Source organism: Micromonospora purpureochromogenes, from assembly GCF_900091515.1.
GTDB classification, from domain to species: Bacteria; Actinomycetota; Actinomycetes; order Mycobacteriales; family Micromonosporaceae; genus Micromonospora; species Micromonospora purpureochromogenes.
In genome coordinates this window covers 3,889,350-3,901,507 of sequence record NZ_LT607410.1, presented here as the reverse complement: position 1 = coordinate 3,901,507, position 12,158 = coordinate 3,889,350, and the positions used below count along the sequence as shown (strand labels likewise).

Below are 12,158 nucleotides of genomic sequence, written 5' to 3'. Positions count from 1 at the left end.
GGTGGCCGGCATGACGGCCCAGGCTCTGGCGGGCGCCCTCGCCGACCACGTACGGCGACAGGTCTTCGCGGCGATCGTGCTCGGCGCCGCCGACGCGACGGCGGTGGCGGACCGCACCGGCCTGCCGACCCGGCAGGTGCTCACCGCGCTGCGGCGCCTGGTCGACGCCGGGGTGATCGTCGACGCGGGCGCTGACCTGCGGGTCGACGCCGACCGGTTCCGCGAGGCCGCGCGGACACCGGCACCGGACGCCGCCGCGGACGAACCGACGGACCGGGTGCTGCGCAGCTTCCTGCGCGACGGGGTGGTGGTGCGGCTGCCGGCGCAGCGCGGCCGGCGGCGGGTGCTGCTGGCCCACGTCGTGGCCGCGTTCGAGCCGGGCGTGCGCTACCCGGAACCGGCGGTCGACGAGATCCTGCGGCGCTGGTGCGACGGCGGCGGCTCGGACCACGTGACCCTGCGTCGCCACCTGGTGGACGAGCAGTTGCTCGCCCGTGAGCAGGGGATCTACTGGCGCATCGGGCCGTGACCGTCCGGGGCGCAAACCATCTGGTGCCGGACGGTGTTGTTAGCCTCGGGGCATGACCTCCCGCTCGCTCGATGGCTCACCCGACCTGATGTTCCTGCTCTCCTGGGCGAGTCACGCGCTGATGGCGGAGCACGCTGCCGGCCTGGCCCGGCTGGGCATCTCCCCGCGCGCGCACTGCGTGCTGCTCAAGGCGCGGCCCGGCGGACTGACCCAGCGGCAGATCGGCGAGCTGTGCGGGATCGACAAGACCACCATGGTGGTGACCCTGGACCAGTTGGAGGGCGCGGGCCTGGCCCGACGCCTGCCCTCGCCGAGCGACCGGCGGGCGCGGCTGGTCGAGGTGACCCCGGAGGGGGAGAAGGTCCTGGACGAGGCGCAGGAGATCGCCGGCCGGATCCAGCGGGACGTGCTGGCCACCCTGCCCGAGGCCGACCGCGCCGTGTTCCTGCGCTCGATCAGCGCCCTGGCCGGCGGCCGGCTGGCCGGCGGCGGAGCCTGCGGCGTGCACCCCGCCTGCTAGTCCCGAGCAGGATAGTTCCGAACAAAACTATCTGGTACGGTCGCACCTGTCTGGTTCCCTGACCGAGGAGCACGCATGACCGCGACCGCGCATCCCACCGCCACGACCTCGTCCCTGCGCCGCCGCGCACTCGGTGTGGCCGTCACCGTCCTGACCTGCGTCGTGCTCTGGACCGTGGGCGCCGTCGCCGGCGTCGACTACACCGTCGTAAATCCCGGGCAGCCGGCGTTCGTCGTCGGCGTCGTGCCGGTCATCGTCTTTTCCCTCGGCTCGGCGCTGGTGGGCTGGGCCGGACTGGTCCTGCTGGAGCGCTTCGCCGGCCGGCGGGCCACCGTTGTCTGGATCGCGCTCGCGGTGCTGATCGCCCTGCTCTCCCTCGTCCCCGTCGTCGCCACCGAGGCCACCACCGGCGCCAAGGTGATGCTGGGGACGATGCACCTGGCCGTCGCCGCGGTGCTGATCGCCTTCCTGCCACGGCGCGCCCGCTGACGACCGACGGCTGACGGCGGCGTCCCCGATGCGGGGGCGCCGCCGCCGCGTCCCCGGCCGGGCCGGTCCCGTCGTCAGCGGAATTGCGTTGACCCGGGCGCGAGGATCGACGGGTGCGCACCACTGACCCGAGCACCTGGACGCTGATGCCGGCCCGGCCCGCCGACCCCGACGCGGCGGCTCTGCTTCGGCGCTACTTCGAGGAGATCGTCCGCCGCTACCACCGCCGGGACCTCCGGCCCGGCGAGGTCGAGGCGGCGGTGGCCGAATCTCCCAGCGACGACCTCGTCCCGCCGACCGGGCTGCTGCTGGTGGCGTACCGCGACGGCCGACCCGCCGGCTGTGCCGGGCTGCGGCTGCGGCCGGGCTGGGCGGAACTGACCCGGGTCTTCGTCCACCCCGCCCACCGGGGCCACGGCGGCGGCGCCGCGCTGCTGGCCGGCGCCGAGCGGCACGCCCGCGCGCTCGGGGCCGACCGGATCCGGCTGGACACCCGCGCCGACCTGGTCGAGGCCCGCGCCCTGTACGCCCGGCACGGCTATCTCGAGATCCCCGCCTACAACGACGACGTGTACGCCGAGCACTGGTTCGAGAAGGTCCTCTGTGAGTTGACGCCGGGCGCGCGGCGCGCTAGATAGAGAAGAGGAAGTTGAGTCGTACGGACTCAACTACGGCACCTTCGGCCAGGAGAACCGAGGAGGCACGACCATGCTGATGCGTACCGACCCGTTCCGTGAGATCGACCGGCTCGCCGAGCAGCTGTTCGGCACCACCAGCCGCCCCGCCGTCATGCACCTGGACGCCTACCGCGACGGCGACCACTTCTACGCCGCGTTCGACCTGCCCGGCGTCGACCCCGACAGCATCGACTGCACCGTCGAGCGCAACGTGCTGACCGTCCGCGCCGAGCGGCGCCGCCCCACCGGCGACAACGTCGAGCTGGTCGCCGCCGAACGTCCGATGGGCACCTTCACCCGGCAGCTGTTCCTCGGCGACACCCTCGACGCCGACCGCCTCGAGGCCGGGTACGACAACGGCGTGCTGACGCTGCGCATCCCGATCGCGGAGCGCGCCAAGCCGCGCCGGGTCACCGTCACCGCCGGCAGCAGCGGCAACGGGCACAAGCAGCTCACCTCGTGACGGTGGGATCGCCGGTGGACGTGGGCGGCGCGTCCGCCGGCCCCGGATAGATGGCGGCCATCGCGTGGGCGGTGGCCGCCATCAGCTCCCGCAACTCCGCCGGGGCGAGCACCTCCACCTGCGCACCCAGCTTCAGCAGCTCGGTGTGCCCGTGCCGCACCGACTCGATCGGCACCGTCGTGTGCAGCCAGCCGTGCGCGTCCGGCGCTTCGGCCGCCGCCCGGGCCGCCCGGCTCATCGCCGGCGGGAAGACGTACGCCATGAACTCCAGCGCCGCCGCCGTGACCCGCACCCGGGCCTCGTCGCGGTAGACGCCGCGCTCGTAGCGGTCGGTCCACTCGCGCCAGAAGGCGACCAGGTCGAAGTCGGCGGGCCGGTCGAACCGCTCGTCGCGCACGGTCAGCGCCAGGACGGCCGCGACCCGGTAGGTGCGGACCTGCTCCCCGGCCCGGGCCACCAGGTACCAGCGGCCGGCCTTGAGCACCACGCCCAGCGGCGCCAGCACCCGACTGACCTCGCGGGGGCGCTTCCACCGCTGGTAGCGGAGATCGACCAGGCGCTCCTCCCAGATCGCCTCGGCCAGCGCGGTCAGGTGCGGGGTGGGTTCCGGGTCCCGGAACCAGCCGGGCGCGTCCAGGTGGAACCGCTGCCGGATCCGGTCGCCCTGCTCGGCCAGGTCCGGCGGCAGGGCGGCGCGCAGCTTCAACTCGGCCGCGGTGAGGACCGCGCCGAGGCCGAGTTCCGCGGCCGGCCCGGGGACCCCGGCCAGGAACAGCGCCGCCGCCTCGTCCGAGGTCATCCCGGTCAGCCGGGTGCGGTAGCCGCCGAGCAGCCGGTAACCGCCGGCCGGGCCCCGGTCGGCGTACACCGGGACGCCGGAGGCGCCGAGCGCCTCGACGTCGCGGTAGACGGTACGCACCGAGACCTCCAGCGCCTCGGCGAGTTCCTGGGCGGTCATCCGCCCCCGGGTCTGCAGGAGCAGCAGCAGGGAGACCAGCCGGCTGGCGCGCACCCGACGACGGTAGCGCGCGCCACGGATCCGCTCGGGCGCGCCTCGTGGTCATTGGCCGCCGAGGCTGAGAGCCTTTTTCACATGCTGCGTTCTGACGTCCCGGTCCTGCCCCGCGCCTCGGCCCGGCCCGCCCTGCCGACCGGGCCGGTCGACTTCACCGAGGCGTGGCTGCGCAACCGGCGGCTGTCGGAGCACACCCGCACCGCGTACCGGCGGGACATCGCCGGCTGGCTGGCCTGGTGCGCCGCCCGTCAGCTGGACCCGCTGCACGCCAACTTCCTCGACGTCAACGCCTACGGCCGCGACCTGGAGGCCACCCTCGGCGCGCGGACCGGCCGGCCGCTGACCCCGGCGACCGTGGCCCGCAAGCTCTCCGCGCTCTCCAGCTGGTACGACTTCCTGGTCAAGCTGCGGGCGGTGGAGGCGAACCCGGTCTCCGGCGCCGACCGGCCGCGCGTCGACCGGGACCACTCGGCCACCGTCGGGCTCACCCCCGAGGAGGTGGACGCGTTGCTGGCCGCCGCCGACACCGACACCGGCCCGACCGCCGCCCGCAACCGGGCCGCCATCGCCCTGCTCGCCGACCTCGGGCTGCGGGTGGGGGAGCTGGTCTCGCTGAACCTCGACGACCTGGGCGCCGAGCGGGGGCACCGCAGCGTGCGGTTCGTCGGCAAGGGCGGCAAGCCACGCCGTCGGGCGCTGACCCCCGGCACCGCGTACGCCGTCGACGCGTACCTGGCCGACCGGGCGGCCGCGCAGGGGGTGGGCGTGGAGCAGCTCACCGGCCCGTTGCTGGCCACCGCCACCGGCGGTCGACTCGACCGGCACTCGGTGTTCCGGCTGGTCCGCCGGCTCGCCCTGGCCGCCGGCATTCCGGCGGCGGCGAAGCTGTCGCCGCACTCGCTGCGGCACGCCTTCGCCACCACCGCCCGCTCCGAGGGCGTGCCGCTGGAGGACGTGCAGGACGCCATGGGTCACGCCGACCCGCGCACCACCCGCCGCTACGACCGGGACCGGCACAACCTCGACCGGGACCCGGCGTACGCGATCTGGGCGGCGCGGGCCCGCCGCCGCGGCTGACCCGCGCCGCGCCAGGCGGAGGACCCACCCTCGCTCCCGGCCGGGCCGGGGGCGACGGCCGTCAGCCGCGCGGGCGGGGGCAGATGCAGAACGGCTGGCCCACCGGGTCGAGCAGCACCACCCAGCGCCCGTCGCCGGGCTGGAACTCGGGCTTCGTCGCACCGGCCGCCACGAACTCCTTCTCCGCGACGGTCAGGTCGTCGACGTACAGGTCGAGGTGGTAGCGCTTGGCGGCGGCCTCGTCGGGCCAGCGCGGCGGCTGGTAGCCGTCGACCCGGCCGAACCCGATCGAGACGCCGTCGGGCCTGCTGATCATGGCGTAGTCGGCTTCGCTGTGGGTGATCTCCCAGCCGAGGACGCGGTGGTAGAAGTCGGCGTGCGCGGCCGGGGCGGAGCTGTCCAGGTTGACCATGGCGAGGTCGGCGGTGACTGTCATGACCGCAACCCTGCCGCAGGTACCTGACATCTTCTGGCAGGTTCAGTCGGCGTGCCGGCGGCGGCGCTGGTTGGCGTGCTTGCGGACGGCGAAGTCGTACGCGTCGGCGAGCAGTTCGGAGACCAGGTCCCGGGTCGCCGGGCCGGGGTCGACCACGCACACCCAGTGCTGCGGGGCGTAGACCGGGTGCGGCAGCAGCGTGTCGGCGCGGGTGTGATCCACGGCGGCCGGCGGCGTCGGGAACAACGACAGGTACCGCGCCCGGGTCAGCCCGATGTTGAGCCGCCACGCCCCTGGCCGGTCCAACGCCGAGGCGGTGTCGTAGCGGTCGCCGGTCACGATCGTGGCGAACGGCAGCCACCGGTCGGCGGGCAGGTCACCGAGCGGGTCGTAGACGAGATACGTGTCGCCGCCGCCGTCAACGGCGGTGACCCCCTCGTACGAGTCGCAGATGTGTTGCTTCATGTCACCGGCGTCCATGACTTTAATTTTTTCATTGAAGCTCCTTGTGAAAGTTGAGCCGGACTTCGCGCGCGAAGACCGGCTCAACCCTCAACTGGGGCGGTAACCCCTCAACAGAGCACCACCACCGCGACCGCGCCGGGGTCGGCGGCGACGTCGGTGAGCGCGCCGCGCAGCGGGGGCGATGTTCCTGCGCGGACCGGACGGTGCGCATACGGTCGCAGGTGATGGGCGGTGAGCAGGCGTGGACCCGACCGGCCCGGCCCCGCCGGCCGGTACGCACCGGTCTGCTGCTGGGTGGCCTGACGATGGCGCTGTGCCTGGTCGGCGTGGCCGGGCTGGGCGCCTGGAACGCGCAGGTGGTGCTGCAGGCCGGCGGCCCGGTGCGGGAGACCGCCGACGGGTTCTTCCGGGAGCTGTCCGCCGGCGAGGTCGACCGGGCGTACGACCGGCTCTGCGACCAGGCGCGCAGCCGGTGGAGCGAGGTCGGCTTCACCGGCTGGGTGAAGACCCCGCCGGTGGTCAGCGGCTACGAGATCCTGGACGTGTCGGTGCGTACCAAGGCGGGCCGCCCGATCGGTGAGGTGACCGTCCGCGTCACCCGCGAGGGTGGGGCCGCCGAGGAACGCCGGCTGCCGGTGGTGAAGGAAGACGGCGAGTGGCGGGTCTGCGGGGACCCGTTCTAGGAGCGGGGGCCGAGGTCGCCGGAGCGGTAGTGCCGCCGGCAGAGCACCTGGTAGCGCACGTCGGCGGTGTCCGCGGTGTCGCCGATGACGACCTGCGCGCCCTCGCGGACCACCCGCCCGTCGACCACCCGGGCGTTGAGCAGCCCCTCCCGGCCGCACCAGCAGAGCACCTCGATCTGGATCCGGGCCACCTCGTCGGCCAGCTCGAACAGCCGCTGCGCGGCGGGGAAGAGGCAGGACCGGAAGTCGGTGGCCAGGCCGAAGGCGTACACGTCGACGTCGTAGCCGTCGACCAGTTCGGCCATCTGCTCGACGTGCTCGACGTTGTAGAAGGACGCCTCGTCGCAGATCAGGTAGTCGACGCGTACCCCCTCGGCCCAGGTGTCGCGGACCAGCGCGCGCAGGTCGAGGGAGTCGGTGACCTCGACGGCGGAGTGGGCCAGGCCGATGCGGCTGGTGACCTGCGGGCCCAGCGACCGGTCGATGCGGGTGGTGACCAGGCCGCGGCGGCCCTGCCGGGCGTGGTTGTAGTTCATCTGCAACGCCATGGTGGACTTGCCGCAGTCCATCGGCCCCCAGAAGAACTTCAGCGCGGCGGCGTGCAACGGCCGCCCGTCGACACCGCGGGCGGCGGCACAGCCGATGCCGTTCTCGTCCGGGCCCGGCAGCGGTCGGGCCAGGCAGGTGGGGGCGGCAGCGGCGTCGTCGGTCACGTCGGGGCAGCCTAGTCCATCGAGGCGCCCCGATCGGTTCGGCTCAGAGCACCTTCGGTGGGGTGTTGCCGGCCGCGAGGATGGCCCGGCGGATCGGCACGGCGGCCAGCAGCGCGAAGCCCAGCACGAAGAAGATCAGCAGTGAGACCAGGCCCACCCGGTAGGAGGCGGTGAGCTGGAACACCAGCCCGAAGGCGAGCGGCCCGAGCCAGCTGGTGCCCTTGTCGCTGATCTCGTAGAAGCCGTAGTACTCGCCCTCCTTGCCGGTGGGGATCAGCTGGCTGAACAGCGACCGGCTCAGCGCCTGGCTGCCGCCGAGGACCAGGCCGATCGCCCCGCCCAGCGCCATGAACGGCAGCGGCGCCTCGGCGGGCAGCCGGAACGCGGCGATGATCACGCCGGTCCACAGCACCAGGGACAGCAGCACCGTCTTCCACGCGCCGATGCGCCGGGCCAGCGCGCCCAGGGCGAGCGCCCCGCCGAAGGCGAGGAACTGCACCAGCAGGATCGTCACGATCAGGGTGCTCTGCTCCAGCTTCAGCTCCTCGGTGCCGTACTGGCTGGCGAGGGTGATCACGGTCTGGATGCCGTCGTTGTAGACCAGGAACGCGAGCAGGAAGAACAGCGTCAGCGGGTACGCCTTGACCTCGCGCAGGGTGCGGCCGAGCTGGCGGAAGCCGTCGGTGAGCACGTTGCCGCCGCCGGCCAGCGCCGCGGCGGTGGGGTGTTCGCGCAGCCAGCGCAGCGGCACCAGGGTGAACACCGCCCACCACACGCCGGCGGACACGATGGACCAGCGGGCCAGGTCCAGGGTGCGCTGCGGGTTGCCCTCCTCGCTGAGCACGGTCACCGCGACCAGGTTCAGCGCGAGCAGCAGCCCGCCGCCGAGGTAGCCGATGGCCCAGCCCCGGCTGGAGATGGCATCGCGTTCGTCGGGGCCGCCGAGCTGCGGCAGGAACGAGTTGTAGACGACCACCGCCGCGCCGAAGGCGATGTTGGCGACGAGGAACAGCGCGCCGCCGAGCAGGTACCGCTCGCCGGTGACGAAGGCCATCGCGATGGTGGCCCCCGCGCCGGTGAACGCCGCGCCGGCGAGCAGCCGCTTCTTGTGCGTCGACCGGTCGGCGATCGCCCCGATGACCGGCAGCACGAAGACGGTGAGGAACACCGACAGCGAGATCAGGTACGGGTAGTAGGAGCCGGCAGCGACGCGGATGCCCAGCGGGTGCACGTATCCGTCGCAGCTGTCCGCGCCGAGTTCGCAGCCGGCCGCCAGCTCGGTGACGGTGGTGAGGAACGGGCCGAGGAAGACCGTGATGACGGTGGTCTGGAACGCCGAGTTGGCCCAGTCGTAGAGGTACCAGCCGCGGCGTTCCCGGCGGGTGCTCGCCGGCGGTGGGTCCTGCACCGCGGGGGTGACGGTCTCGGCCATGGGGTTCCTCGGTGTTCAGGCGGCCCAGTGGCCGCGGCTGCGGTAGACGTCGCGCAGCACGCCGACGTGATCGGTCATGATGCCATCCACCCCAAGATCAAGTAAGTCGTGCATCTCGGCAGGTTCGTCGATCGTCCAGACGTGCACCTGCAACCCCAACCGGTGGCAGTAGGCGAGGAACCGCCGGTCCACCACCGGCACCCGCCCGTAGCGCGGCGGCACCTGCGCGGCCACCACCGACGGCGGCAGCCGCAGCCGCCAGCCGTGCAGCGACGCCACCCGCAGCCGGGCCACCCCGCGCATGCCGAGGCCGGTCGCGACCCGACCCTCGGTCAGGGCCCGCAGCCGGATCAGCCGGGCGTCGCTGAACGACGCCAGCAGCACCCGGCCGGCCGCGCCCGCCCGGGTCACCGTCTCGACCGTCGGCGTGACCCCGCCGTCGGCCTTCACGTCGATGTTGAACCGCACCCGCGGCCACGCGGCCAGCACCTGGTCGAGCCGGGGTACGACCGCCGCCCCGCCGACGCGTACCGACGCCAGGTCCGCCCAGCGCAGGTCGGCGATGCGTCCCCGCTCACCGGTGACCCGCTGAAGGGTGGCGTCGTGGAAGACCACGGCCACCCCGTCGGCGGTGCCGTGCACGTCGGTCTCGACGTACCGGTAACCGAGGCCGACCGCCCGGGCGAACGCCTCGACGGTGTTCTCGTCGCCCTCGGCGGCCCCGCCGCGGTGGGCGAAGGCCAGCGGCGCGGGCGCGTCGAGGTAGCCGGATCGGGTCAGCACGCAGCGCAGTATGCCTCGCCCCGGTGGCCCGCGGGTGACCGGCCGGCGGGCACCCCGTGTCGCCGGTCCGGCCACCCGGTACGGTGCCCTGCGACGTCGCGGCGCGCCCGCCGCGACCGGCGTGAGGCGGGGGAGACGCGTGCGGCCCAGCATCCTGTTCGTCACCGACCTGGCCTACCCGGCGCAGGGCCGTCGCTACGGCGACGAGGACGTCTTCCTGACCTCCCGGCTGCGCGAGGACTTCGACCTGGCGCTGTGCCATCCGCGCGACGCGGCCGCCCTGATGGACCGCTTCGACGCGGTCGTGGTCCGCAACAGCGGCCCGGTCCTGGCCTACCGGGAGGCGTACCAGGCGTTCCGCGCCGCCGCGCTGGCCGGGGGCGTGCGGGTGTACAACCCGCTGACCGGCCGGGGCGACATGGCGGGCAAGCGGTACCTGGTGGAGCTGACCGCCGCCGGCGAGCCGGTGATCCCGACCGTCGACCGGCTCGCCGACGTCGACCGGCTGCCGCCGACCGACGAGTACGTGGTCAAGCCGATCGCCGGCGCCGACTCCGTCGGGCTGCGGTTCGTCGCGGGCGACCGGCTCGCCGAGGCGGTCGACGGGCAGTCGCTGATCCAGCCGCGGGTGCCCTTCCGGTACGAGGTGTCCTTCTACTTCGTCGACGACGCCTTCCAGTACGCCCTGCACGGCCCGGACCCGCGGCGGCGCTGGGCGCTGGCGCCGTACGCGCCCACCGGGGCGGACCTGGACTTCGCGCGCCGCTTCGTGCGCTGGAACACCCTGGCCCACGGCGTGCAGCGGGTGGACGCCTGCCGCACCGTCGACGGGGCGCTGCTGCTGGTGGAGCTGGAGGACCTCAACCCGTACCTGTCGCTGGACCTGGTCGCCGCCGAGGTGCGGGACGAGTTCGTGGCGGCGCTGAGCACCTCCCTGCGTCGCTTCCTGGCCGGCGGCTAGGTCGGGTCAGCGCAGCCAGCCGGAGGTCAGGTCGGTGACCGCCGTCCCGGCGAGGTCGGCCAGTTTCACCCGGACGAACTCCCGCGCCGTCGTCGAGGTCTGCGTGCGCGGCGACGGGGTCGGGCCGGTGACGGCCGCGACGACGATGGTGGCGGCGTCCGCCGGGGACTGCGCCGCCGCGAAGGCCCCGGCGCTGCGGTCGAGGTACGCGCGCAGCGCCGGCCCGTACACCCCGGCCCGCTCGATCGCGCGGTCCCGGTCGACGCCGACGTTGGCGACGAACTCGCTTGCCACCGCCCCCGGCTCGATCACGGCGACGGTCACCCCGACGCCCGCCGCGACCGGCGCGAGGGACTCCATGAACCCCTCCACCGCGAACTTCGCCGCGCAGTACGCCTCGTTGAACGGCTGACCGACCACCCCACCGACGCTGGTGACGGTGACCAGCCGGCCCCGACAGGCCCGCAGGTGCGGCAGCGCGGCCCGGCTGACGTGCAGCACCCCGAAGAAGTTGACCTCCATGACGGCCCGTACGTCGTCGACGGTCTCCTGTTCCAGGGTGCCGACGTGCCCGGCGCCGGCGTTGTTGACCACCGCGTCGAGTCGCCCGTACGCGGCCACGGTCTCCGCCACGGCGGCGGCCGCCGCGTCGGCGTCGGTGACGTCGAGCGGGCGTACGTCGATCAGGTCGGCGACCCCGGCGGCGTCGGCGGCTTCGCGCAGCCGGTCGGCGCGACCCGGGTCGCGCATGGTTGCCACCGTGCGCCAGCCGGCGCGCGCGCAGCCCAGCGCGATCTCCAGCCCGATCCCGGTGGAGGTGCCGGTGACCAGCACCGTCTGCTCGCTCATGCCCTGCCTGCCTTCCCTCGCCGTTGCCTACCGGGCAGACTCTCACCGTTGGAGTGCGCTCGAAGGCAAATCCACCCGGCCCGCGCCGACTCCACCGGGCGCGCCGGCCGAGTCGGGCGAGTTGGCGGTGGGGTCAGCCCGGCGGGCGGCGGCGGTGGGCGCGGCTGGTGTCGACGGGGCGGCCCGGGTCGACGTGCCGGGGCCGGTCCGGCTCGTCGCGGCGCAGCGGCACCAGGGTGTCGGTGATCGCGTCGATGATCCGGTCGGTGCCCTGCCGGGCGGCGCCGGGCGCGCCGTGGGTCAGGTCCTGCAGGTCGAGCGGGTCGCCGAAGCGCACCCGGATCACCGGTCGGCGCAGCAGCGAGCGGGCGATGCCGGGCAGCATGTCCTGAGGTGTCCGGTAGGGCAGCACCTCGTGCGAGCCCCACTGGGCGACGGGGATGATCGGGGCGCCGCAGGCCAGGGCGAGCCGGGCGGCGCCGGTCTTGCCGCGCTCCGGCCACAGCCCCGGGTCCAGGCCGATGCGGCCCTCCGGGTAGACCAGCACCACCGAGCCGCGCGCCACGGCCGCGGCGGCGTCGTCGAGGGCCCGGTGCACGCCGGCGGTGCCCCGGTCGACGCGCAGGTGCCCGGCGTGGCGCATCAGGGCCCCGATCACCGGGGCGCGGAAGAGCCCGCCGGTGGCCATGATCCGGGGGGCGACGCCCCGGACCTGGCAGGCCGCGGCGAGGACGATCGGGTCGAACGGGCTGATGTGGTTGGCGGCCAGGATCAGCGGCCCGCGGCGCAGCTCGGCCGGCACGTCGCCGCTGACCTCCAGTCGGGCCAGCAGGGCGACGATGAGGCGGGCGAAGACCTGCGCGGCGCGCCAGAACCGTGGCGGCCGCCAGGGGGCGGTCGGGGTGTCCATCAGTGCTGGATGGTCGCACGCCGGTGGGTGATGGTGGGCACCGATCCCGGGCCCTGCGGCAGAGGTGATCAGGGTCATTGGTCCCGGGGCGGGTCGGGACCCCCGACCCTGCCGCAATCTCTACGACGGGCAGTAGTATTTACTACGTCTCGTAGT

Annotated in this window: 16 protein-coding genes; 8 read left to right on the top strand and 8 right to left on the bottom strand. The window is 74.1% G+C overall.

Going from position 1 to position 12,158, the window contains the following annotated elements; genetic code table 11:
* Positions 1 to 10 precede the first annotated feature (10 nt).
* The 5 genes from GA0074696_RS18060 (at position 11) to GA0074696_RS18040 (ending at position 2,678) form a co-directional block, all read left to right on the top strand.
* Positions 11 to 529: a DUF2087 domain-containing protein gene (locus GA0074696_RS18060; protein ID WP_088964654.1), complete on the top strand. Its 519-nt coding sequence runs from the start codon at positions 11 to 13 to the stop codon at positions 527 to 529.
* Positions 530 to 581: 52 nt separating this feature from the next.
* On the top strand, positions 582 to 1,049 hold the full coding sequence (locus GA0074696_RS18055) for a MarR family winged helix-turn-helix transcriptional regulator (protein ID WP_088962187.1): 468 nt from the start codon (positions 582 to 584) through the stop codon (positions 1,047 to 1,049).
* Positions 1,050 to 1,124: 75 nt separating this feature from the next.
* Complete coding sequence (locus GA0074696_RS18050; RefSeq protein ID WP_088962186.1) at positions 1,125 to 1,538, top strand: DUF6069 family protein; 414 nt, start codon at positions 1,125 to 1,127, stop codon at positions 1,536 to 1,538.
* Positions 1,539 to 1,651: 113 nt separating this feature from the next.
* The gene (locus GA0074696_RS18045; protein ID WP_231925057.1) at positions 1,652 to 2,176 is read left to right on the top strand and encodes a GNAT family N-acetyltransferase; all 525 of its coding nucleotides are present in this window, start codon (positions 1,652 to 1,654) and stop codon (positions 2,174 to 2,176) included.
* A gap of 70 nt (positions 2,177 to 2,246) precedes the next feature.
* Complete coding sequence (locus GA0074696_RS18040; RefSeq protein ID WP_088962185.1) at positions 2,247 to 2,678, top strand: Hsp20/alpha crystallin family protein; 432 nt, start codon at positions 2,247 to 2,249, stop codon at positions 2,676 to 2,678.
* On the opposite strand, the gene GA0074696_RS18035 is transcribed toward GA0074696_RS18040, so the two are convergent.
* Positions 2,668 to 3,690: a helix-turn-helix transcriptional regulator gene (locus GA0074696_RS18035; protein WP_088962184.1), complete on the bottom strand. Its 1,023-nt coding sequence runs from the start codon at positions 3,688 to 3,690 to the stop codon at positions 2,668 to 2,670. The genes GA0074696_RS18040 and GA0074696_RS18035 overlap by 11 nt on opposite strands.
* Before the next feature lie 81 nt (positions 3,691 to 3,771).
* On the opposite strand from GA0074696_RS18035, the gene GA0074696_RS18030 reads away from it, so the two are divergent.
* Entirely contained in the window at positions 3,772 to 4,770 is a 999-nt protein-coding gene (locus GA0074696_RS18030) for a tyrosine-type recombinase/integrase (RefSeq protein WP_088962183.1), read from the top strand.
* Between the two features lie 61 nt (positions 4,771 to 4,831).
* Here GA0074696_RS18030 and GA0074696_RS18025 read toward each other — a convergent pair whose 3' ends face one another.
* Positions 4,832 to 5,206, bottom strand: coding sequence for a VOC family protein (locus GA0074696_RS18025; RefSeq protein ID WP_088962182.1), 375 nt, complete (start codon positions 5,204 to 5,206; stop codon positions 4,832 to 4,834).
* A gap of 42 nt (positions 5,207 to 5,248) precedes the next feature.
* The gene (locus GA0074696_RS18020; protein ID WP_088962181.1) at positions 5,249 to 5,686 is read right to left on the bottom strand and encodes a DUF6194 family protein; all 438 of its coding nucleotides are present in this window, start codon (positions 5,684 to 5,686) and stop codon (positions 5,249 to 5,251) included.
* A 209-nt stretch (positions 5,687 to 5,895) separates the two neighbouring features.
* Between GA0074696_RS18020 and GA0074696_RS18015 the strand changes: the two genes are divergently transcribed.
* Positions 5,896 to 6,354 (top strand): Rv0361 family membrane protein, encoded by a 459-nt coding sequence (locus GA0074696_RS18015; protein ID WP_088962180.1) that lies wholly within the window; start codon positions 5,896 to 5,898, stop codon positions 6,352 to 6,354.
* Here GA0074696_RS18015 and GA0074696_RS18010 read toward each other — a convergent pair.
* The 3 genes from GA0074696_RS18010 to GA0074696_RS18000 are packed head-to-tail and all read right to left on the bottom strand — an operon-like array spanning position 6,351 to position 9,282.
* Entirely contained in the window at positions 6,351 to 7,067 is a 717-nt protein-coding gene (locus tag GA0074696_RS18010) for a thymidine kinase (RefSeq protein ID WP_088962179.1), read from the bottom strand. The two genes, GA0074696_RS18015 and GA0074696_RS18010, sit on opposite strands and share 4 nt — an antisense overlap.
* 43 nt (positions 7,068 to 7,110) lie before the next feature.
* Positions 7,111 to 8,499, bottom strand: a complete 1,389-nt coding sequence (locus GA0074696_RS18005; RefSeq protein ID WP_088962178.1) for an MFS transporter — start codon at positions 8,497 to 8,499, stop codon at positions 7,111 to 7,113.
* A 15-nt stretch (positions 8,500 to 8,514) separates the two neighbouring features.
* Positions 8,515 to 9,282 carry a glycerophosphodiester phosphodiesterase gene (locus GA0074696_RS18000; RefSeq protein WP_088962177.1) on the bottom strand — a complete coding sequence of 256 codons (768 nt, stop codon included), beginning with the start codon at positions 9,280 to 9,282 and terminating at the stop codon, positions 8,515 to 8,517.
* 139 nt (positions 9,283 to 9,421) lie between these two features.
* Here GA0074696_RS18000 and GA0074696_RS17995 point away from each other — a divergent pair, with 139 nt between their 5' ends.
* Positions 9,422 to 10,243 carry an ATP-grasp domain-containing protein gene (locus GA0074696_RS17995; protein ID WP_088962176.1) on the top strand — a complete coding sequence of 274 codons (822 nt, stop codon included), beginning with the start codon at positions 9,422 to 9,424 and terminating at the stop codon, positions 10,241 to 10,243.
* Positions 10,244 to 10,249: 6 nt separating this feature from the next.
* Here the strand turns inward: GA0074696_RS17995 and GA0074696_RS17990 are convergent, their stop codons facing one another.
* Both GA0074696_RS17990 and GA0074696_RS17985 read right to left on the bottom strand, forming a co-directional pair.
* Complete coding sequence (locus GA0074696_RS17990) at positions 10,250 to 11,092, bottom strand: SDR family NAD(P)-dependent oxidoreductase (protein ID WP_088962175.1); 843 nt, start codon at positions 11,090 to 11,092, stop codon at positions 10,250 to 10,252.
* 133 nt (positions 11,093 to 11,225) lie between these two features.
* Positions 11,226 to 12,002, bottom strand: coding sequence for a lysophospholipid acyltransferase family protein (locus GA0074696_RS17985; RefSeq protein ID WP_088962174.1), 777 nt, complete (start codon positions 12,000 to 12,002; stop codon positions 11,226 to 11,228).
* Positions 12,003 to 12,158: the final 156 nt, after the last annotated feature.